This is a genomic window from Paenibacillus kobensis NBRC 15729 (genome assembly GCF_004000825.1).
GTDB classification, from domain to species: Bacteria; Bacillota; Bacilli; order Paenibacillales; family Paenibacillaceae; genus Paenibacillus_T; species Paenibacillus_T kobensis.
Window position 1 is genome coordinate 47,814 of sequence record NZ_BILZ01000008.1, and the last position, 18,830, is coordinate 66,643.

Annotated in this window: 20 protein-coding genes; all 20 read right to left on the bottom strand. The window is 52.1% G+C overall.

Going from position 1 to position 18,830, the window contains the following annotated elements; translation table 11 throughout:
- Nucleotides 1-22: 22 nt before the first annotated feature.
- Complete coding sequence (locus PKO01S_RS07615) at nt 23-937, bottom strand: sporulation protein YpjB (RefSeq protein ID WP_127530728.1); 915 nt, start codon at nt 935-937, stop codon at nt 23-25.
- A 110-nt stretch (nt 938-1,047) separates the two neighbouring features.
- Entirely contained in the window at nt 1,048-1,701 is a 654-nt protein-coding gene (locus PKO01S_RS07620) for a DUF1405 domain-containing protein (RefSeq protein WP_127530729.1), read from the bottom strand.
- 117 nt (nt 1,702-1,818) lie between these two features.
- Nucleotides 1,819-2,694, bottom strand: a complete 876-nt coding sequence (locus PKO01S_RS07625; protein WP_127530730.1) for a menaquinol-cytochrome c reductase cytochrome b/c subunit — start codon at nt 2,692-2,694, stop codon at nt 1,819-1,821.
- A gap of 19 nt (nt 2,695-2,713) precedes the next feature.
- A complete protein-coding gene (qcrB, locus tag PKO01S_RS07630; RefSeq protein WP_127530731.1) occupies nt 2,714-3,385 on the bottom strand; it encodes a menaquinol-cytochrome c reductase cytochrome b subunit in 672 nt (223 codons plus the stop codon).
- A gap of 17 nt (nt 3,386-3,402) precedes the next feature.
- A complete protein-coding gene (locus tag PKO01S_RS07635; protein WP_127530732.1) occupies nt 3,403-3,918 on the bottom strand; it encodes a ubiquinol-cytochrome c reductase iron-sulfur subunit in 516 nt (171 codons plus the stop codon).
- Between the two features lie 258 nt (nt 3,919-4,176).
- Complete coding sequence (locus PKO01S_RS07640; RefSeq protein WP_127530733.1) at nt 4,177-4,602, bottom strand: DUF2487 family protein; 426 nt, start codon at nt 4,600-4,602, stop codon at nt 4,177-4,179.
- 143 nt (nt 4,603-4,745) lie between these two features.
- Nucleotides 4,746-4,934 carry an IDEAL domain-containing protein gene (locus PKO01S_RS07645; protein ID WP_127530734.1) on the bottom strand — a complete coding sequence of 63 codons (189 nt, stop codon included), beginning with the start codon at nt 4,932-4,934 and terminating at the stop codon, nt 4,746-4,748.
- A 21-nt stretch (nt 4,935-4,955) separates the two neighbouring features.
- Entirely contained in the window at nt 4,956-5,462 is a 507-nt protein-coding gene (locus PKO01S_RS07650) for a gamma carbonic anhydrase family protein (protein WP_127530735.1), read from the bottom strand.
- Nucleotides 5,463-5,522: 60 nt separating this feature from the next.
- Complete coding sequence (locus PKO01S_RS07655; RefSeq protein WP_127530736.1) at nt 5,523-6,737, bottom strand: hypothetical protein; 1,215 nt, start codon at nt 6,735-6,737, stop codon at nt 5,523-5,525.
- Between the two features lie 153 nt (nt 6,738-6,890).
- A complete protein-coding gene (locus PKO01S_RS07660; protein WP_407669637.1) occupies nt 6,891-7,475 on the bottom strand; it encodes a histidine phosphatase family protein in 585 nt (194 codons plus the stop codon).
- 50 nt (nt 7,476-7,525) lie between these two features.
- Nucleotides 7,526-8,134, bottom strand: coding sequence for an anti-sigma factor family protein (locus tag PKO01S_RS07665; protein ID WP_127530738.1), 609 nt, complete (start codon nt 8,132-8,134; stop codon nt 7,526-7,528).
- Nucleotides 8,131-8,730 (bottom strand): RNA polymerase sigma factor, encoded by a 600-nt coding sequence (locus PKO01S_RS07670; RefSeq protein WP_127530739.1) that lies wholly within the window; start codon nt 8,728-8,730, stop codon nt 8,131-8,133. The genes PKO01S_RS07665 and PKO01S_RS07670 overlap by 4 nt, the downstream gene beginning before the upstream one ends.
- Before the next feature lie 1,236 nt (nt 8,731-9,966).
- The gene (locus tag PKO01S_RS07675) at nt 9,967-11,058 is read right to left on the bottom strand and encodes a prephenate dehydrogenase (protein ID WP_127530740.1); all 1,092 of its coding nucleotides are present in this window, start codon (nt 11,056-11,058) and stop codon (nt 9,967-9,969) included.
- A 3-nt stretch (nt 11,059-11,061) separates the two neighbouring features.
- The gene (hisC, locus tag PKO01S_RS07680; protein ID WP_127530741.1) at nt 11,062-12,162 is read right to left on the bottom strand and encodes a histidinol-phosphate transaminase; all 1,101 of its coding nucleotides are present in this window, start codon (nt 12,160-12,162) and stop codon (nt 11,062-11,064) included.
- Between the two features lie 259 nt (nt 12,163-12,421).
- Complete coding sequence (gene trpA / locus PKO01S_RS07685; RefSeq protein WP_127530742.1) at nt 12,422-13,234, bottom strand: tryptophan synthase subunit alpha; 813 nt, start codon at nt 13,232-13,234, stop codon at nt 12,422-12,424.
- Nucleotides 13,221-14,426 (bottom strand): tryptophan synthase subunit beta, encoded by a 1,206-nt coding sequence (gene trpB / locus PKO01S_RS07690; RefSeq protein WP_127530743.1) that lies wholly within the window; start codon nt 14,424-14,426, stop codon nt 13,221-13,223. The genes trpA and trpB overlap by 14 nt, the downstream gene beginning before the upstream one ends.
- The gene (locus PKO01S_RS07695) at nt 14,423-15,154 is read right to left on the bottom strand and encodes a phosphoribosylanthranilate isomerase (RefSeq protein ID WP_246070484.1); all 732 of its coding nucleotides are present in this window, start codon (nt 15,152-15,154) and stop codon (nt 14,423-14,425) included. The genes trpB and PKO01S_RS07695 overlap by 4 nt, the downstream gene beginning before the upstream one ends.
- Nucleotides 15,151-15,957, bottom strand: coding sequence for an indole-3-glycerol phosphate synthase TrpC (trpC, locus tag PKO01S_RS07700; RefSeq protein WP_127530744.1), 807 nt, complete (start codon nt 15,955-15,957; stop codon nt 15,151-15,153). The genes PKO01S_RS07695 and trpC overlap by 4 nt, the downstream gene beginning before the upstream one ends.
- Nucleotides 15,947-17,008: an anthranilate phosphoribosyltransferase gene (gene trpD / locus PKO01S_RS07705; protein ID WP_127530745.1), complete on the bottom strand. Its 1,062-nt coding sequence runs from the start codon at nt 17,006-17,008 to the stop codon at nt 15,947-15,949. Before trpD ends, trpC begins: the two co-directional genes overlap by 11 nt.
- Nucleotides 17,008-18,582, bottom strand: coding sequence for an anthranilate synthase component I (gene trpE / locus PKO01S_RS07710; RefSeq protein ID WP_127530746.1), 1,575 nt, complete (start codon nt 18,580-18,582; stop codon nt 17,008-17,010). The genes trpD and trpE overlap by 1 nt, the downstream gene beginning before the upstream one ends.
- Nucleotides 18,583-18,830 lie beyond the last annotated feature (248 nt).

Sequence of the window (18,830 nt, forward strand, 5' to 3'; positions counted from 1 at the left end):
AGGAAGCTCCTGTACCGTTTGTTTATACTTTTCTTTTCAAAATAATTGGATTTGCGTTGTCCGGCTTCTGTTTCGATAAAACGTTGTATGGCGACGATTTATATTTCCTCCAGGATACATAAGCCAGCAAACTGGAGATGAAGGAAGACAAGCTGAATATCCACCGGTGAGGAACGCCGCCCCCGATCGGGGCCATTACGGAGGCATGATTATCCCCTGCACTCCATTCCGTATCGAACAGCTGCGCTGCTGCCGCTTCGACAGGCGCGAACAATTGTGCCGACAGCTGTCTCGTCAGTTCACCGCGCTGCCCGGCATCGAGCAATCTCGCGGCATAAGCGATGCTATCGTTCAATGATTTAACATTCGCTTGTTTATTCACCATGGCAGCCGCACCTGCTATTCGATCGGCGCGCTCGCGGAGCGTACCTAGAGCAGCCTCAGCCGAAGCGAATGCTTTCTTGTCCTGCCGTTCCATTGCGATCTTCACCCGTCCGATATCTTCCGCAATGACTGGCTTGTATTGAAGCCACATTGCCGTTTGGGGCATTCCAGCGGCAGAAGCTTCCGCTGCATCGACCGCCAGCTTAATTCTTACCGCATCGGGCCGCCACTTCACGACTGTCATGCCGACCACCAGCTTGGTTAACAATGAAGCGGCATACTGGTTAACCAGACTCCATCCATAAGCCGTACCGCCTGCATACTCAGACGAAGTCTTCAACTGTATCGATAATTGCTGCCCGGCACGGTAGGCGATCTGCCGGTTGCCGTCTGTAGCCGCGCCATACAATGCTTGTACCGAATCGTGCATTCTGGATACGGTGTCGGCCCGGGTATGGCCAGAGTCGCCATAAGAGGCCGCCGCTGCCGCACCTACTAATGCGATTGTCAGTGCGATGCATAGGATACAAGCAATCAGCCATCTTGTCCTCACGGACACCCCTCCTCATCGATATGAATCGTGCCCGTCCTTCAGCCGGTGAGCCCATTCATTCTAGCTTATGAGTAAGGATGTCCAATTAGACTAGCTAAGCGCATGACTTCCTATCTGATTCGTTGTGTGCGATTCACGCTGTCCCTCAATATGATCGCCGCTCGCGACACGATCCAACTGAACACCGTAAGAGCGAAAGTACATACGCATACGACAGCTAAATAATCGTATAGCGGTGCCGGTAGCCAAGGAAATACATCAAACCGGTAATCGACCGTATCGTTAAGCAGCAGCCAGCCCGCTGCAACGCCCGTGGCGGCTGCGCTGACCGACATAAACCGGACAAACAGCAATGCTTCTACCGCCATGCCGGCATGCGAAACGATCAGCATCCAATCCTGCCATCCCGTTGTCGTACCGAGTGAAGCACCCGATACGATCATGGCTACCGCCCAAATCCCGTATTTCACCGATGTGACAACCCCCAGCGCCTCAATTACAGAGCGGATTAATCGGCCGATAGCCGTTGCAGGCTCATTGGGAATCAGCATATAAATGAGCGACAATGAGAAGAACAGACTGGCCGTTGGGCTGTCCGGTACAAATGGGAGCATCCACAGCGGTTTATTGGCGGCCGTTTCGACCAATTGTTGCCCGTACCACATATAGCCATAAATCGTACCTAGTCCGTTAACGATTAGCAGCGTCCACAGCATGCTGCGCGATGTAAGCAGCTCACGACTCCAGAACCATTGAAGCGGCAACTTCCTCACTCCTCCCAATCGACAGGCCGCTAGCAGCAGCCGCGACGTATCTGGCTTTGTACTACGAAAAAACCTGACCGCAATCGATACGGTCAGGTTTACTTGTACGTCCATTTATTACTGAGCTTTCTTTTGCTTCGAGAGCCACGTCGTGATCTGATCGATCTGCTCGGCAGTCAATTTCTCTTTGAACGAAGGCATTGCGCCTCCGGCTCTGCCGTTCGTAACCGTCTCAACAAGCTCTTCTTTCGTCAAAATGTCGCCCACACCGCGAAGCGCAGGAACTTTCAACGCTTTCTGGCCTTTCAGATCCACTGCATGGCAACCGATGCAGTTCGCTTTGACGATTTCCATTGCCGGATCATTCGCATCAACGATTTCAACCGATTCTTCTTTCTTAACCGCGCTGAACGATTGACCTTTTTCCCGAGCTTCTTTCGCTTTCTCTTCGCGTTCGATATGCTCCGGAACCGTGTTCGTAACTTTCAACTCGTACTGGTAGTGATCCCATGATACTTTCGTCAAGTATACGCATGCGATCAGCGACAGCACCATAAGAGCCGAAGCTACAGGACGACGGTAGAAACGGCGTTCCTTGCCCGTATCCAGGAATGGAGCGAGCAACAGTGCGCCGAATGCGACGCCAGGTACCGCAACTGCGCCGAGCACGACATAGTCGCCCGATGCGTACGGATATTTAAGGAATTGATACAGGAACAGGAAGTACCAGTCCGGCATCGGAATAAAAGCAGTGTTCGTCGGGTCCGCCGGATAACCGAGCGGAGGTGCCTCCGCAATCGTCAATACAAGGAAGCCAACGAGAACGACGCAGCCGACCAGCCATTCCTTCAGAAGGAAGTTAGGGATAAACGCTTCCGATTTACCAGGGAAAGCGGTGTAATCCGGCGGTACGATCGTTTTGTTGCTCCGTTTACGAACGCGGGAGTCTCCAACGTAGACAATTTTCTCATCAGATTTGTGTCCGTGCGCCATTGAAAAAACCTCCCTTCGCTTATAGCGGTCCCGAAATGCCTTGTTTACGAATCATAAAGAAGTGCGCTGCCATCAGAGCGAGCAATGCGCCTGGCAGGAAGAAGACGTGAATCGCGAAGAAGCGGGTCAGCGTCTGCGCACCTACGATCGTACCGCCTTGCATCAGTTCTTTCAAATAAACACCGATGTAAGGAACGGATTCGGCAATCTGCATACCGACTTTCGTAGCGAAGTAAGCTTTGTTGTCCCAAGGCAGCAGGTAACCTGTAAAGCCGAGACCAAGCATAATGAAGAAAATAAGCATCCCGACGACCCAGTTCATTTCACGCGGAGCCTTGTAAGAACCGGTGAAGAACACGCGCAGGGTATGTAGGAACATCATTACGATTACGAGACTGGCACCCCAGTGGTGCATACCGCGAACGATGCCGCCGAATGCCACTTTGTGCTGCAAGTAATCCACACTCGCATAAGCATTGTTAATGTCCGGAACGAAGTACATCGTCAAGAACATACCGGACAAAATTTGGATAACAGTAATGAAAAACGTCAGGCCGCCGAAGCAGTATACGAATGCGGAGAAGTGGTGAGCAGGGTTAACGTGCTCCGGTACTTCATGGTCCGCAACGTCCCTCCACAACGGCGCAACGTCAAGACGTTCGTCGATCCAGTTGTAAACAGCTTTAAACATCTGACTCTACGCCCTCCTTATACACGCGTATTTGCGACAATCGGTCCGAGATATACGAAGCCGTCTTTCAGTTCCACTTGGTATTCGTCGAGCGGTTTTGGCGCGACGCTCAAGTTTTTACCGTCTCTCGTATAGTGCGCACCGTGGCACGGGCATACGTATTGATCGCTTTGCTCCGTATTCCAACCAATTGTGCATCCCAAGTGCTTACACACCGGAGACAGCGCAAAAATTTTGCCGTCGGCACCCTTCGATACCCATGCGACGAGCTCCGCTTCGCTCTCGTACCAGCCGTCGACTTGATGGATTTTGAATTTGTATTCCACCGGATCGTTCGTAATCTTCGATTCTTCGACGACTTTTATGAACGCGCTCTTCTCTTTCTTTTGCAAGATTGGATCTACCGCGAACCGTACCATCGGAAGCACGACGCCACCAGCCATGAAAGCGGTCGTTCCGCCGAGCGTATACGACAAAAATTGACGCCGGGACATTTCTTTGCGCACCGGTTTTTGACCTTCGTGGTTGCTCATCTTCTGTTCTACCCCCTTTGCCAACCATTTCTCCCGTCTTGTCCATTGTGACAAAACCGTGGACGAACTAAGACATTCCTATAATATCCTAGGTGTATGGGAGCGTCAAGAATATGGCAGATCTAATTTGACCGATGCAAAAAGCGTTTCATTTTTTGTTATGAAATTGTCACAATTACCCGGAAACGCGATACATGTTTTCATCGTATCGGCTTTGTTTTCCCCATAATAGGAATTAATTATGCATGATTACACCTTTTAGGAATTGATGTTCGCCGTCCACATCGTCCGCACCGCTTGTCCGATCATGACATCATCCGCTATTATTCCTGTCGAATCTGGACCTATAAATAAATCGGCTGACGCCGGGTTTAATTGAGACTGTCCGAATTTAGCGCTGACAACAATAACATACCGGAAGCCCGCTTGTTTCAATGATTGGCATAATGTATCAACGAACTCCGAACCGCTTTTCTCGGCTATGTAATGGCAGGCTGGATAGGTGACCACCCTCCCTTTGAACGGAATCTCAATGGCGTCCATCACGTCGCGCAGCTGCTCAAGCGCTGCTGTTACCTCGTCCGGCTGCTCGAGCCCGGTCAACCCGGTTACCGGCAGCAAGCAGGTGTCCAAGTAAGGCTTCAGTTCCTCCCATTGGCTGCTTTCGATTTCGCTAAATTTCATCTGTGATCCACTCCTCTTCGTCGCTCCCATCATCTTATCGCGTACAGCGTTCGTTTGCCAAGCGCGCACAGCACAAAAATAGCCTGAACCGCCAATGCCGGCAATCAGGCTATTCAATACGAGCCCTAGCAATTTGCAGCTTGCTAATGAGAAAGACGGAGAGCGTTCAATTGTTCCGCTAATCGATGGAACGTATCCTCGTCACCGCTTGCAAGCGCAAGGTCAATGTCCCGATAGATTCGTTCTGTGCGAAACTTCAATACTGCATCGTCTAACACCATCTCTGCTGCCAATCCTAGCATCGTCTCATAAGTTGCTTTCATTTTGTCCATAGGATACACCTCCAACCGGGGTTAAGAGATCCTATATTCTTTTCCTTTCACCACGTAGCTTTCCATCGTCTTTCTCATGCGCTGCAAATCGTCTTCGGTCAATTCTCTGACAACTTTGGCGGGTGATCCGAGAGAAAGAGTATAGGGTGGAATCTTTTTATTCTCGGTTACGATTGAACCGGCTCCTACTAAAGCATATTCACCGATGTCGGCGCCGTTAAGTACGATGGCCCCCATTCCGATTAATGTGCCCTTGCCTATACGGCACCCGTGTACAATCGCACCATGACCAACCGACACTTCATCTTCCAGAATCAGTGGTTGGTTAGCGTTCACATGGCCGATTACGCCGTCTTGTATATTCGTTCTTGCTCCAATTCGAATGGGGGCAAGATCTCCTCGCATTACGGCATTGAACCAGACGGACGCCTCGTCGCCTAAGCTTACGTCACCGATAATTTTCGCGCCTTCCGCCACATACACTTCTTTGCCGAATACCGGCATGATTCCTTGATATGGAATCCACATAGCTTGCAGCTCCTCTTCGACCGTTGTGTGGTGCTAGTCTATCAAGAGGAACGAGGAGTGTCAACGAAGCGGCCGTGCACTGCTTTCCTTCATGAACTCCCCGATAACTGCGGTTCCTAGCTTCGTCATCCTGATCACAGTACCCTGTTGCTCATGCTCGCCGACGCGCACAAATCCAAGATGCAGCATCATCGCGATGACACGCTGGGCAAATACCGACTCTGCCGTATCATAATAGAAAGGCTTTATGTACGGCAGCAGTGTCCGCTGGAGAGATTCCGCGGTTACCCACTGTCTTGCCAGACTGTCTACCCAATGGACGATGGACAACAGGTTTGGAATCGGTGTCCGGTACAGCTTCAACCAATACTTGAACAGCTTCATCGTATCGTCCGTCTGCTCTTGTGCCAGCCTGTCCTGCCCTGCTGCCGACAGCGTCAGCCGTTCCGGCTCTTCCTTCAACAACCGGCTATCAACGGCATAGTCATATAATAGAGACAACCGGTTCGGATAGACATGAAACTTCCGTCCATAACCAAACCGCCATTCTCCCTTCGCCGGCAGTGCCTCGCGGACACCTAGATGATCGAGGATTTGTTGCACATTCCGTTTGTACATCGAACCGTCTGCAGCCGTCGGCACCTCATAGCGTTCGACGTACCGAAGCAGATGAACCAAATCTTCGGCTAGCAGTCCTTGTTCGTCCCGGTAAGCATGCGGCTCATCGGATGGAACAATCGTTACGGACATTCGGCGCTCCAGCGTATCCCGCAGCCGTGCTTTCAAGTCGCTTGGCACATGGAACATGTACCGGTTCGGTCCGGCCAGACCGTTGAACAACCACCCTTGATGTTTAAACTTCACAATGACGTCCCGTGGTGTCAGCTCTTTCGGTTTGGCGGATTTCGCTTGCTTGCGGCCTCCGGAAGGCCCTTTCTCCTTAACTGCCGTTCTCGGCGCTTGAGCCCTGCCCTGTGAAGCTGCCGTGTCGTTCTGGGCTTGCTCCTCTCCGAACTTGCTTTGCTGAATGCGGGCAGTCAAATCTTCCATACTGAACGATGATCTTGAGTCGAACAACAATGAATTTAAGAAGCGCAAGTCCTCCATACCCATTCGCCCGATCTGCTCATCAATCATTTCTTTGCGGCTTACGGTGGAGAGAATCGTCTGAATCAATTCATTCTTGGAATTGCCATTGCATTCGCACCGGTACTCGTTTGCAATTCGACTCAGCTGCTGGATATCTGCGTATCCGAGCATTTCGGCCAGATTCATCGCATTCCCTCCCCCTTCCTGCTGAATGTACTATCATTATGGGAAGAAGATTGACATTTAAAACCTGTCCGCAATGATTTCCGCACTCATTCTGCAATAAAAAAACGCAAATCCCGAATTGGGAGATGCGTTTCTTCATTAAGTATCGTATAGTCAATGCCACTGTTCGTTCTGAACGTGTGCGGTACAATTATAGAGCAAGGGCATCCAGCTCTCTTCGTTCCACTGCAGAATAGAGTAGGACAAATTACCGATATGCTCATCTGGTGTGGTGCTGCACATGAGTGGGAGCATTGAAGCCATGAAGTTGCCATGTGACACGACGAGCAAGGAGATGTTCGGGCTTTCTGATTTCCATTGCTCAATAAAAGAGGCAGCTCGCGAGTTAACCGATTCGTCGCTCTCTGCGCCTGCCGCTTCTAAAGGCCAATTGTCTCCCCACCGCTTCAGCCGGTCAGCGGCTGTCGTGCCTTCAATCTCACCAAAATACCGCTCCCGCAGCCGTGAATCTCCTGGGAGCTGACGGACCCCAATCGTGTCTGCGATAATCCGGGCCGTTTCCTCAGCGCGTGACAGATCACTCGAAATGACCGCGTCCCATCTGCGCTCCTCCGATGCAATCCTTCTTGCCAACGATTGCGCTTGGCGGATGCCTTCCTCATTCAGCGGAATATCCGTCTGGCCTTGTATCTTGCCAAGCGCGTTCCACGCGGTTTGTCCATGTCTGACTAGGCCCATTATCACTTGCATTCAACTCCAACTTATTCGTTCAATCCGGTCTAGCGGCCTTATCTTCTCGTGCGGGCGAACCAGTTCGACAGCAGCAGCGTCGCAATAACGCCAAACAGAGAGAATACGATCCAGTACTGCGGCACCGTCGGCACGACTTTCAGCACAAACGGATCGCTAATGCTTGCCACTGGCACTTCGGCATAGAACTCTCCGCCCAGAATGATACCGTCGCTGCCCGCATTCGCCGTCTCCAGAAGGCCCGTCATCGGTTCGGCATTCTGAACGGCCGTTCCCCAGTCGCCCAAAACAGCATAAATAAGTCCACTTATAAATATTGCCATGCAGCCGGCAATTAATAAAGCGCTTCGGAACCGGAAAGACGTCGTGAATCGATATGTACGGTCATGCACTGGACGAAGATAGTCATCGTCAGCATATATTCTGTCCATGACGCTTTGATTTAATTGAAAAGAGCGATCTTCTAAATCTGCCTCTTCTACTTCTGAGAACGACCGGATCATCCAATCGCTTTCTTCCCATAACCGAAATTGCTCCGCGCATGCCGGACAGTCCAAGAGATGAAGGTCGATATCTACCTTATCGGTATCCTGATCGGGCAGTTCCCAATACAGGCCGAGTTTCTCCTGACATTCGTCACATCTCATCGCGTTCTCATCCCTTCATATGGCTCCATGGAGGTTGCAGTTTCGTCAAAATAAGGCTCTAGCTGTGTCTTTACGCTTGTTCGTGCACGAAACAGCAAAGATTTAACGGAACTGACCGTCTGCCCCAAAATATTGGCGATCTCCTGATACTCCAGTTGCTCGTATTCCCTCAATATTAGGGCGGAACGCTGTTTCTCCGGCAAGTTGTTAATCGCATCCCGAACCATAGACATTCGTTCATTCTGAAGCAAACGTAATTCGGGCACCGCATCCGGCGGCGCCAACGGCACAATGCCCGCTTCGTCGAGCGGTACGCTGCCCGATTTCTGCTTGCGCAGCTCGCTCAGCACCGTGTTGCGGGCGATTGTATATAACCAAGTCGAGAACGAAGCGTCCAATTCTCGGAATGAATGCAGGCTTCGGTAAGCCTTATAGAAGGTTTCCGAGCATAGATCCTCCGCCATTAGCTCCAGCTTCGCGCTCTTGAGCATATGATAAATAAAGGCAAGGATCTTGCGTTGGTACCGCCGCATCAGTTCCGAATACATTTGGACATTGCCGTCCTTGATTTCTCGTATCAATTGGGTGTCGGTCACGACAGGCGAACCTCCCCACCTGCGGAGTCTTCTCGGTTCGGCCTACATATTGTACCGGACCGGAAGCAAAAAGTTGCGGTGTACATAAAAATATTAAGGATAAAAAATTAGGACTTTGGACTACAAGAATACCAATTCGGCTAATGAGCCTAAATTCCTGCTACTTTCGACATCGGGCATTTCTATTTTGTATAACAAATTTATATACCCAAATGCTTCTGTATTGTAACACAGCCCGAATGGCACGTGGTTAAATATTTGTTAAATCTCCCCACCTATATTCCTTTCGAAGGAATTCGAAGGCTTGCCCTCGAACACCCAACCAAAGGACTTCGTCCTCTGGACTCCTGTTGCTCTTACGAGGGTTGCCCTAGAGCGCCATTTTTTCTTTTCTACCCACCCAAACCCTCCCTGCAAGGGAGGGCCCCAGAGGACTCCGTTCCTCTGGACTCCTGGAAAGCTCACCTTGTTCCCGCCTGCTCCTGCCCGCCCTGCCCCTCCGGGCCAAGCTCTCTTTCGAACGCTCTTGGTACGATTGTTCGTTTGCTAACTTTTCGTCTAACCCCCACCGCTCGATAACCCAACGATACAACGATACCTAATGAACGGCCGGCTTCGCCTCGCATACAGCAAATTTTTAGTGCGGCTGCGCCTTGTACGAGTATTGATTTACAAACGTTTGCAACTTGTTCGAGTTTGGGACGGCTGCGCCTCTGGGAGGCTTGGCTGAAGAGTAACGAATCGTATGAACGCTATTTTGCGCATGTTGAGGGATTTATGAAGCTTACGAATCCTAGAGACGTTATTTGGTGCATTTCAGCGTGCTGGCTTGGTTTTGTGCCCGAATAAGATGTTCTGGATTCCTTAGAATCGCAGAGTGAACATTTTCGGCCAAATAACGCTTATACGATTCGTTAACGCACCTACCTGTACGTTAACGCACAGAGCTTGGTTATCTGATACAAGAACAAAAAAAAATACCACCTCAATAAGAGGTGGTCCGCACATCGTGCGAATGATTTGGATAGGAGTGGAGAGAAACCATACTGTACTTTTATTATATGTATACGTTTTCATTTTGTCAAACAGAATTTCTAACTTCCACTCTTTTCCTTCATTGTACGAGTTCATACAACCCCCTTCTTACTAGGAATGGAGCGATATGACCGCAGCCTGTACATAAAATAATCCCATCTTTCGACTGCCGAAGCATGCTCCAAGATGGGATCATCGATTTTAGAAGTGCACCGAGTACTGAAGCTCGCCAAGCGCTGTTACAGCCTGATCGAGATCGTCTTGCTTGCGGAACGATAACCGGAGTATCCCCGGAACATCCTCGCGGCTTTCGATAATTTGAATGTTGCTTAGGTTGATTCGCCGGTTGCCGAGCTCGGTCGTAATCCGCCCGATAATGCCTGGATGGTCCGGTACGTCGACATAACATTCATAAATGGAATGGATAACACCTTTGCGGCGTTCTGGCAAGCTGTTGCGGAATTGGCCGGACGTTCGGAAGGCTTCACCAATGCCTTCGATATCGCTGTCCCGAAGCATTTGGGCGAATTCCTCGATGCCGTGATTCCAATCCTCTATAAGCCGAAGCATCACATCCCGGTTGTTCACGAGAATATCGCGCCACACGTTCGGGTCGCTCGATGCAATCCGCGTGATGTCACGGAAGCCGCCTGCCGCAAGAAGCGAGTACAGATCATTCTCTTCGTTATACTTTCTCACCTGATTCGTAAGTGCCACGGCAATCATATGAGGCAAATGACTAATAGCGCCTACGATGTCGTCATGCTCGTCCGCATCGACGATAACGATGTTCGCTTTCGTATACTTAAGCAGCTCTTTCAGACGTTCCAGCGCTTCTGGAGGCGTCGACCGTTCCGGCGTTAACACATAGAACGCGTTCTCGTACAAATACACGGAGGCTGCCTCTACGCCGGAGCGCTCGGAACCTGCCATCGGATGTCCGCCGATGAACAGCGCTTCTCCGAGATCAAGCCTCCGTGCGCATGCGTTGACGGACGCTTTGGTGCTGCCGACGTCTGTAATGATACAGCCCGGCTTTAACTTCATCCCTGCCAGCTGCTCTAAGTAGGAATCGAGACTGCCGACCGGCACGCATAAGAAAATAAAATCAGCGTCTTCTGCCGCCTCGTGCAAAGATGTCGTGGCATGATCCACGACACCCCGCTCGATATACTTGTTGACGGACGATTGGCGTGTCGAGTGACCGACCACGTACAGATCTGGCTTGCCTTTAAAACAAAGCGCAAGTGATCCTCCCATAAGCCCGACGCCGAATATCGCGATTTTGACCATACGCTATCCAAGCACCGCCGCTTCTTGCAGTACTTGCTCCAGCGCGGCGATAAACTTCTCGTTCTGATCGCGGCTGCCGACCGTAATCCGGATGTAAGTCGGGTAGAACTGCCAGCCTGCACGCGAGATGATACCTTTGCGCAGCAGCGCGTCAAATACGTCGCGGGAAGGAAGCTTCGCGTCGAACATAATAAAGTTGCCGTGTGCGTCAAAGTATTGCAGACCCATACGCTCGAATTGCTCGCGCAAATAAGCAAGACCTTCCGAGTTGCGGTCGCGGCATTCGTTCAAGAACGCTGTATCTTCAAGCGCTGCAAGAGCAGCGGCCTGTGCGACACGCGATGTGTTGAACGGCTCGCGGACTTGGTTGATGAACCGGATGACGTCCGGATGGCCGACACCATAGCCGATACGAAGCGAAGCAAGGCCGAAAATTTTGGAGAACGTACGCAGCACGATCAAGTTCTTATAAGTCGACAGAAGCTTGATACCATCTGGGAACGAAGCATCTGTAACGTACTCGACATACGCCTCGTCAAGAACGACGAGCACGCTGCTCGGCACTTGCGACATGAACGATTCGAACTCATCCTTCGTGACGATCGTGCCTGTCGGGTTGTTCGGGTTGCATACCCATACGAGCTTCGTACGGTCCGTCACACGGGAAAGCATCGCCGGCAGATCATGCTTGCCGTCCTTCAACGGCACTTCGATGACGCGTGCATTCTCGACCTCTGCATTATGTTTGTATACGCTGAACGTCTGATCTGCCATGATCGTCTCGTCGCCAGGAACGAGGAATGCGCGAGCGAGCATTAGAATAACTTCATCCGACCCGCAGCCGAAAATAATGCTGTCCGTGCTGACGCCAAGCTGCGCTGCAAGAACTTTCGTCAGTTCGACGCTTGCGCCGTCCGGATAGATGCTTGCGTTGTTCGTAATTTCATGGATAACCGCTTCTTTGGCACGTTCGGAGCAGCCGAACGGGTTCTCATTGGAAGCGAGCTTAATAACTTCTGTCAGGCCAAGCTCTCGCTTAACGTCTTCTACTGGTTTGCCCGGTTGGTAAACGGGAAGATGGACGATATTGCTTTTCGGTTGCATGAATCCATTCACCTCATCGACATTTCTTGAATTAACATCATATTAAACATTGTCTCATATATCTGGCGGGTTGCAAAGTAGTAATAACGCGGCAACGAAACAACGCTGTTAGGTTTCAGCGCGTTGGTGTGCGAATGCAATACAACTTCAAGGAATCCTGTAACTTAGAACGAACAGAATGCTCTGCTTGGCAGCTTTATAACACAAAAAGGCCCGGACGTCCCAGCTGCTGCTGGTACGTTCGGGCTTTCGATTGCTTTTAAGAGATCTTCAAATTTCCTACGAACTGTCCGATCTCGTCGAGTGCGGCTTCGCGCTCAGCGGCGCTGTTCAGCTTCGGCAGCACTTCTTCGATCTTGCGGACGATCGCGCTGCCGACGATGACGCCGTCTGCCTGCTTGGCGAACCGTTCGACTTGGTCGCGGCTCGAGATGCCGAAGCCGACAGCAATTGGAACGGTCGCGGAACGGCGAACATCTTCCAGAAACTCATCGATGCCGGAGTGGAAGTCGCTTCTTACTCCTGTAACGCCAAGCGACGATACGCAGTATACAAAGCCTCTTGCTTTCGATGAGATACGGGCAACCCGCTCTTTCGATGTCGGTGCGACGAGCGGAATGAGATGAATGTTGGCTTCCTCCGCCATCTCCCGCACTTCCGCGTCTTCTTCGATCGGGAGATCGGGAATAATCAAACCGCTAATGCCCTTATCCAGACATAGTTCGAAGAAACGTTCCAGACCAAGCTGGAGCACCGGATTAAAATAAGTGAACAAGATGAACGGCAGCTTCACGCCTTCAGCGCGGGCTTGTTCTGCTACATTCATGACGCTAAGGATCGAAACTTGCTTGGCCGCAAGCGCACGCTCTGAAGCGCGCTGGATGACAGGACCATCTGCAAGCGGATCGCTGTACGGTACGCCGAGTTCGATGATGTCAGCGCCTACTTGTTCCATTTTCTTAATAATTTGCACCGAAGTCTCGAGATCCGGATCTCCGATCGTCAAGTACGGAATGAGCGCCGTTCCGCCTTGCTCCTTCACTCTGGCGAAAGCCGCATCAATGAGATTCATTGCCGTTACCTCCTAGGTAGCCCATGATCGCTTCGACGTCTTTATCGCCGCGGCCCGACAAGCTGACGACGACGATTTCATCGTTGCTGAGCGTAGGCGCAAGCTTAATCGTCTGCGCGATCGCGTGTGCCGATTCCAGCGCCGGAATAATCCCTTCCGTACGCGACAGCAGCTGCAGCGCTTCAAGCGCCTCCGCATCTGTAATCGGGAAGTATTTCGCGCGGCCGGTATCTTTCAGATAGGCATGCTCTGGACCGATGCCCGGATAATCGAGACCAGCCGAGATCGAATGCGCCGGCTGTACTTGGCCGTATTCATCCTGTAGCACGTAGCTCATCGATCCTTGGAATACGCCATGGCGGCCTTTTGTCATCGTAGCTGCATGTTCTTCCGTTTCGACGCCTTTGCCTGCTGCTTCCACGCCAATCAGTTTAACCGAATCGTCCTCGACGAACGGATAGAAAATACCCATCGCGTTGCTGCCGCCGCCAACTGCCGCAACAACATAATCCGGCAGACGGCCTTCTTCTACCAGTATTTGCTCCCGCGCCTCGTCGCCGATAATGCGCTGGAAGTCGCGTACGATCATCGGGTACGGGTGAGGGCCTGTAACCGAACCGAGAATATAATATGTGTCATCCACATTGCTTACCCAGTAGCGAAGCGTCTCGTTACACGCATCTTTGAGCGTCCGCGTTCCCGACATTACGGGAACGACCTCCGTACCGAGAAGCTGCATCCGGAATACGTTCAGCTGTTGGCGCTTCATATCTTCCTCGCCCATGAACACTTTGCATTCCAAGCCGAGCAATGCCGCTACCGTTGCAGAAGCAACACCGTGTTGGCCTGCGCCCGTTTCCGCAATGATCTTCGTCTTGCCCATACGCTTAGCAAGCAGACCTTGTCCGAGCGTGTTGTTGATTTTGTGAGCACCCGTATGGTTCAAATCTTCGCGTTTCAAATAGACCTTTGCACCACCGAGATGCTTGGACAGACGCTCTGCGTAATAAAGAGACGTCGGGCGGCCCGAATATTTGACTAACAAATGGCGCAGCTCCGCTTGAAACTCTTCGTCCTGCGAATATTTCTGATACGCTTCTTCCAATTCATTGAGTGCGTTCATCAACGTCTCGGGCACGTAACGCCCGCCGAATTGGCCGAACCGTCCTCTCTCGTCCGGTAACCGGGTCATGCTTCCAACACCCTTCTCACGAAATTCGTTATTTTATCGATATCTTTAACCCCATCCGTCTCCACGCCGCTCGAAACATCGACGCCGTCGGGGTCATATTCGCGAATCAATGACTGTACATTATCGAGCGACAGACCGCCTGCCACATATAAAGGCACGCCAATAGCGGCTGCTGCTTCTTTGTACTGCTGAATGACCGACCACTCGAAAGCATGTCCCGTTCCGCCGCCTGGCGCATCGATTAGGATGGCATCGACCGAGCCTGCATATGGAGCCAGCCGATCTGCTGCTTCAAGCGATTCGTTCTCCGAACCGCGTCCAATCGGCAGCGCTTTCCATACTTGAACGCCAAGTTCTCGTTTTGCCTCAGCACACTGCTCAGCCGATTCGGTGCCATGCATCTGGACGACATCGAGCGATGCGGTGCGTACCGTGCTGCGCAATTCATCCAAGTTCGCATTCACGAATACACCGACTGCAAGCGGAACGTTGCGTTCCGACGAGGCGGAGGCCGGCCAGGCATGCACCTCCTCGATAAGCTCCGCTGCCTGCTCCGGCGACACTTGCCGCTTGCTTGGCGCGAAGACGAAGCCAACTGCTTCGATCTCAAGTCCATGCATGGCGCGAATGGTAGCGCGGTCGCGAAGACCGCATATCTTGATCCGCTTCTTCGTTCGATCTACAGCACGACGATCCGCCTGCCGCTGCTCAGCCATATGCCCGTTCATCGAACGACTACCGGCCCCATCAATTGCTCAATTGCTTCACCCACATGCGGCTTGCGCATGAAATGTTCGCCGATCAGCACGCCGTGGGCGCCTGCCGCTTGCAAGAACGCCATATCTTCCGTGCCTGCGATGCCGCTCTCGCTAATCATCGTAATTCCTTTATCTTGCGGGATAATGCCGATCAGCGATTCCGTCGTCTTCAGATCGGTTACAAACGTCCGCAGATCGCGGTTGTTAATCCCAATCAGCGTCGCTTTGTCCAGCTCAAGTACGGTTTCCAACTCACGCCGGTCATGCACTTCAACCAGAACATCAAGGCCGATTGACTTCGCAATGTCATGGAACTCCGACAGCTGCGCTTTCGTCAAAATAGCAGCAATAAGAAGAACCGCATCCGCGCCGATATCGCGCGCTTCATAGATTTGACGGTAATCGATCGTAAAATCTTTGCGCAGCAGCGGTACGTTCACCGATTCGCGGACAGCTTGCAAATATTCGTTCGCGCCCTGGAAATAATCGCGGTCCGTCAAGACCGAGATACAATCCGTCCCTGCGGCTTCATATGCTTTGGCCAGCTGTACAGGGTCGAAATCGTCCCGGATCAGCCCTTTGGAAGGCGATGCCTTCTTCACTTCCGCGATCAAGCCCATCGGGCGTTTGCGTCCTGCGGCAGATACAGCGCGCTCGAAGCCGAGCGTATTCGGCATCTCCGCAATGCGGCGTTCATATGCGTTAAGCGAGAAGCGTGCGGACAGTTCCGCCACTTCCTGCTTCTTGGTCTCTACAATTTTATCAAGAAACATGGCCCAGTTCTCCTGTCGTTTGAATAAGCTGCGCAAGTTTTGCTTTCGCTGCTCCGGAATCGATAATGGCTGCCGCACGTTCTACGCCTTCGACAAGCGTATCCGCACCGCCGCCGACATAAATGCAAGCTCCTGCATTCGCCAGAACGACATCCCGGTATGCGCCCTGCTCCTTGCCGTCGAAGATCGAATGAATGATCGACGCATTAACCGAAGGGTCTCCGCCGATAATGGCATCAAGCGTATGCCGGCGCAAACCGAGATCTTCTGGTGTCAAATCATACGTGCGGACGACGCCGTCTTTCAGCTCGGAAATTTGTGTCGGTGCCGAAATGCTGATCTCGTCGAGTCCGTCGTGGCTGCTGACGACCATCGCACGTTTCAATCCAAGCTCGTGCATCACTTCTGCAATCGTTTCCGTACGGGTGCGGTCATATAACCCGAGCAACTGCCGGTCTGCGCCAGCCGGATTCGTAAGCGGTCCGAGCATATTAAAAATCGTCCGGAAGCCAAGCTCGCGGCGCGGCGCGGCTGCATGGCGCAGCGACGGATGGTACAGCTGCGCGAACATGAAGACGATGCCGATGCGGCCGAGACATTCCGCCGCTTGCTCCGGCGTCAATGTAATATTAACGCCAAGCGCTTCGAGTACATCCGCGCTGCCAGCCTTGCCGGACATCGCACGGTTGCCGTGCTTCGCGACCCGTACGCCGGAAGCGGCTGCGATCATCGAAGATGCCGTCGAAATATTGAATTTATGAATGCCGGAACCGCCCGTTCCGCATGTATCAAGCAGGTTGGATTGCTCCGTAATAACGTGGTTGGAATAAGCTCTCATTGCAAGTGCAAAGCCTGCAATTTCGTCGCGCGTTTCGCCCTTCATGCGAAGAGCTGTCGCGATGCCGCCGATTTGCGCGCCGCTTGCCTCGCCTCTCATGACATAACCCATTACTTCCTGCGCTTCGCCCTTGCTCAAGCTCTCGCCTGCAATCAGCTTGTTCATTGCGCTGTGCAGTGTAATCGTATCATTCGTAACCGGAACCGTCGACATTATACGTTCGCCTCCTGCTTCACGATCATTTCATAGTCGGTGTTGACGGTCGTTCCCGCTTGCACCGATGCCCGCTTGCTGCCCGCGAACAGCAATTCTGCCGTGCGGATCGCCTTCAGGCTCGCCTTCGCTTTATTGACCGTCTCCTCGTACTCGTTTTCCGGCACGGAATCCCATACGATGCCGGCCCCCGCTTGTACGTAAGCTTTACCGTTCTTGAAAATGATGGTACGGATCGTGATGCAGGTATTGAGGCTGCCGCCAAAGCCGAGATAGCCGATTGCGCCGGCATAAGCGCCGCGCGACTCGTTCTCCAGCTCTGCGATAATTTCCATCGCACGAAGCTTAGGCGCACCGGACACCGTACCGGCCGGCATGCATGAGATGAACGCATCGAAGAAGTCCTTGTCTTGGCGCAGTTTGCCGCTTACGTTCGAGACGATGTGCATGACATGCGAATATCGTTCAATCTCCATGTAAGCATCGCACTTAACCGTTCCGAACTCGGATACGCGTCCGATATCGTTGCGGCCAAGATCGACAAGCATAAGGTGCTCCGCCCGCTCTTTCTCATCTGCCAGCAGTTCGACTTCAAGTGCCGCATCCTGCTCTGGTGTCTTGCCGCGCGGACGAGTTCCTGCAATCGGACGTGTTTCGACTTTGTCGCCGTCTACCTTTACGAGCGCTTCTGGCGATGTGCCGACGATAATCTCGTCGTCCAGCTTCAGATAATACATATAAGGTGAGGGATTCATCGTACGAAGCACGCGGTACACATGAAGCGGATTCACTTCCGTCTCGATGCTGAACCGCTGCGAGAGTACGACCTGGAAAATGTCGCCTGCGCGAATATAATCCTTCGCCTTATCCACGTTCGCAAGGAACTGTTCCTTCGTCACGTTCGATTTCACTTCTCCAAGCTCCGGATCGGAAGGCACCGGTCCGCCAGCCGTAACTTGCAGCGGAAGCGGCTGCTGCAACCGTTCAATTGCCGCATCGATACGGGCACATGTCGCGTTATACGCTGCTTCGATGTCTTGATCGGTCGCTCCCTCTGGAATATGCACGTTGCCGATCACTTGAATTTGCTGCTTCACGTGATCGAATACGATCACTTGATCGCAGAACATAAATTGCAGATCGTTCATCTGCAAGTCGTCGATGCGGTGCGACGGGAGCTTCTCGTAGTATTGCAGCAGATCGTAGCCGAAGAAACCGATCGCTCCGCCCGTGAAAGGCGGCAGGTCCTGCAGCTGCGGACTGCGGTACGTGCGCAGCTTCGCTTTCAGCAGCTCCAGCGGCTTGTCGCGGAGTTCAGTCTTTTCGCCCTTTTGCTCCAATATCATGGTACCGTTCTTGCCATATAGAAGAAGGAACGGATCCGTGCCGATGAACGAATAACGAGCCCATTGGACGCCGCCCTCTACGCTTTCCAGCAGAAAGGCGTTGCGTTCTTTATAGAAATGTTGAAACACCCGAATCGGCGTCTCCGTATCTGCCATAATGTGGCGTGCGATCGGAATCAGGTTATACGTTCCTGCCAATCGGATGACTTGTTGAAGTTCGTTGTTCATCGCGGTCCATCTCCTTTATCTCACCGAAATAAATAAGCTCCTGCCGGGGGCAGGAGCTGAACGTGTAAGATGAGTGCTGCTTGCTAAAAGGAGAGTTCATGAGGAAATAGACGATACATACGTAAAGAAAGCACCTTAAGCTCACAGATAGAGCCTGCGTCTATTCTTGCCGCTATATCTAATTCAAATCCTCAACTACAGCTCTTCTCTTCTCGTCTAAGCTCTTCTCATCTCTACCGCTTGCCTGC

Bases quoted from the DNA above. Each gene is read 5' to 3' on its own strand.
- PKO01S_RS07660 (WP_407669637.1), bottom strand. From the start codon at position 7,475: ATGGGCCTAGTCAGACATGGACAAACCGCGTGGAACGCGCTTGGCAAG.
- PKO01S_RS07655 (WP_127530736.1), bottom strand. From the start codon at position 6,737: ATGAATCTGGCCGAAATGCTCGGATACGCAGATATCCAGCAGCTGAGT.
- trpD (WP_127530745.1), bottom strand. From the start codon at position 17,008: ATGTCGACGGTTCCGGTTACGAATGATACGATTACACTGCACAGCGCA.
- trpC (WP_127530744.1), bottom strand. From the start codon at position 15,957: ATGTTTCTTGATAAAATTGTAGAGACCAAGAAGCAGGAAGTGGCGGAA.
- PKO01S_RS07645 (WP_127530734.1), bottom strand. From the start codon at position 4,934: ATGGACAAAATGAAAGCAACTTATGAGACGATGCTAGGATTGGCAGCA.
- trpA (WP_127530742.1), bottom strand. From the start codon at position 13,234: ATGAATCTCATTGATGCGGCTTTCGCCAGAGTGAAGGAGCAAGGCGGA.
- PKO01S_RS07665 (WP_127530738.1), bottom strand. From the start codon at position 8,134: ATGAGATGTGACGAATGTCAGGAGAAACTCGGCCTGTATTGGGAACTG.
- PKO01S_RS07650 (WP_127530735.1), bottom strand. From the start codon at position 5,462: ATGTGGATTCCATATCAAGGAATCATGCCGGTATTCGGCAAAGAAGTG.
- PKO01S_RS07640 (WP_127530733.1), bottom strand. From the start codon at position 4,602: ATGAAATTTAGCGAAATCGAAAGCAGCCAATGGGAGGAACTGAAGCCT.
- qcrB (WP_127530731.1), bottom strand. From the start codon at position 3,385: ATGTTTAAAGCTGTTTACAACTGGATCGACGAACGTCTTGACGTTGCG.
- PKO01S_RS07625 (WP_127530730.1), bottom strand. From the start codon at position 2,694: ATGGCGCACGGACACAAATCTGATGAGAAAATTGTCTACGTTGGAGAC.
- hisC (WP_127530741.1), bottom strand. From the start codon at position 12,162: ATGCAACCGAAAAGCAATATCGTCCATCTTCCCGTTTACCAACCGGGC.
- PKO01S_RS07695 (WP_246070484.1), bottom strand. From the start codon at position 15,154: ATGAACGGGCATATGGCTGAGCAGCGGCAGGCGGATCGTCGTGCTGTA.
- PKO01S_RS07675 (WP_127530740.1), bottom strand. From the start codon at position 11,058: ATGGTCAAAATCGCGATATTCGGCGTCGGGCTTATGGGAGGATCACTT.
- trpB (WP_127530743.1), bottom strand. From the start codon at position 14,426: ATGACCCGGTTACCGGACGAGAGAGGACGGTTCGGCCAATTCGGCGGG.
- trpE (WP_127530746.1), bottom strand. From the start codon at position 18,582: ATGAACAACGAACTTCAACAAGTCATCCGATTGGCAGGAACGTATAAC.
- PKO01S_RS07635 (WP_127530732.1), bottom strand. From the start codon at position 3,918: ATGAGCAACCACGAAGGTCAAAAACCGGTGCGCAAAGAAATGTCCCGG.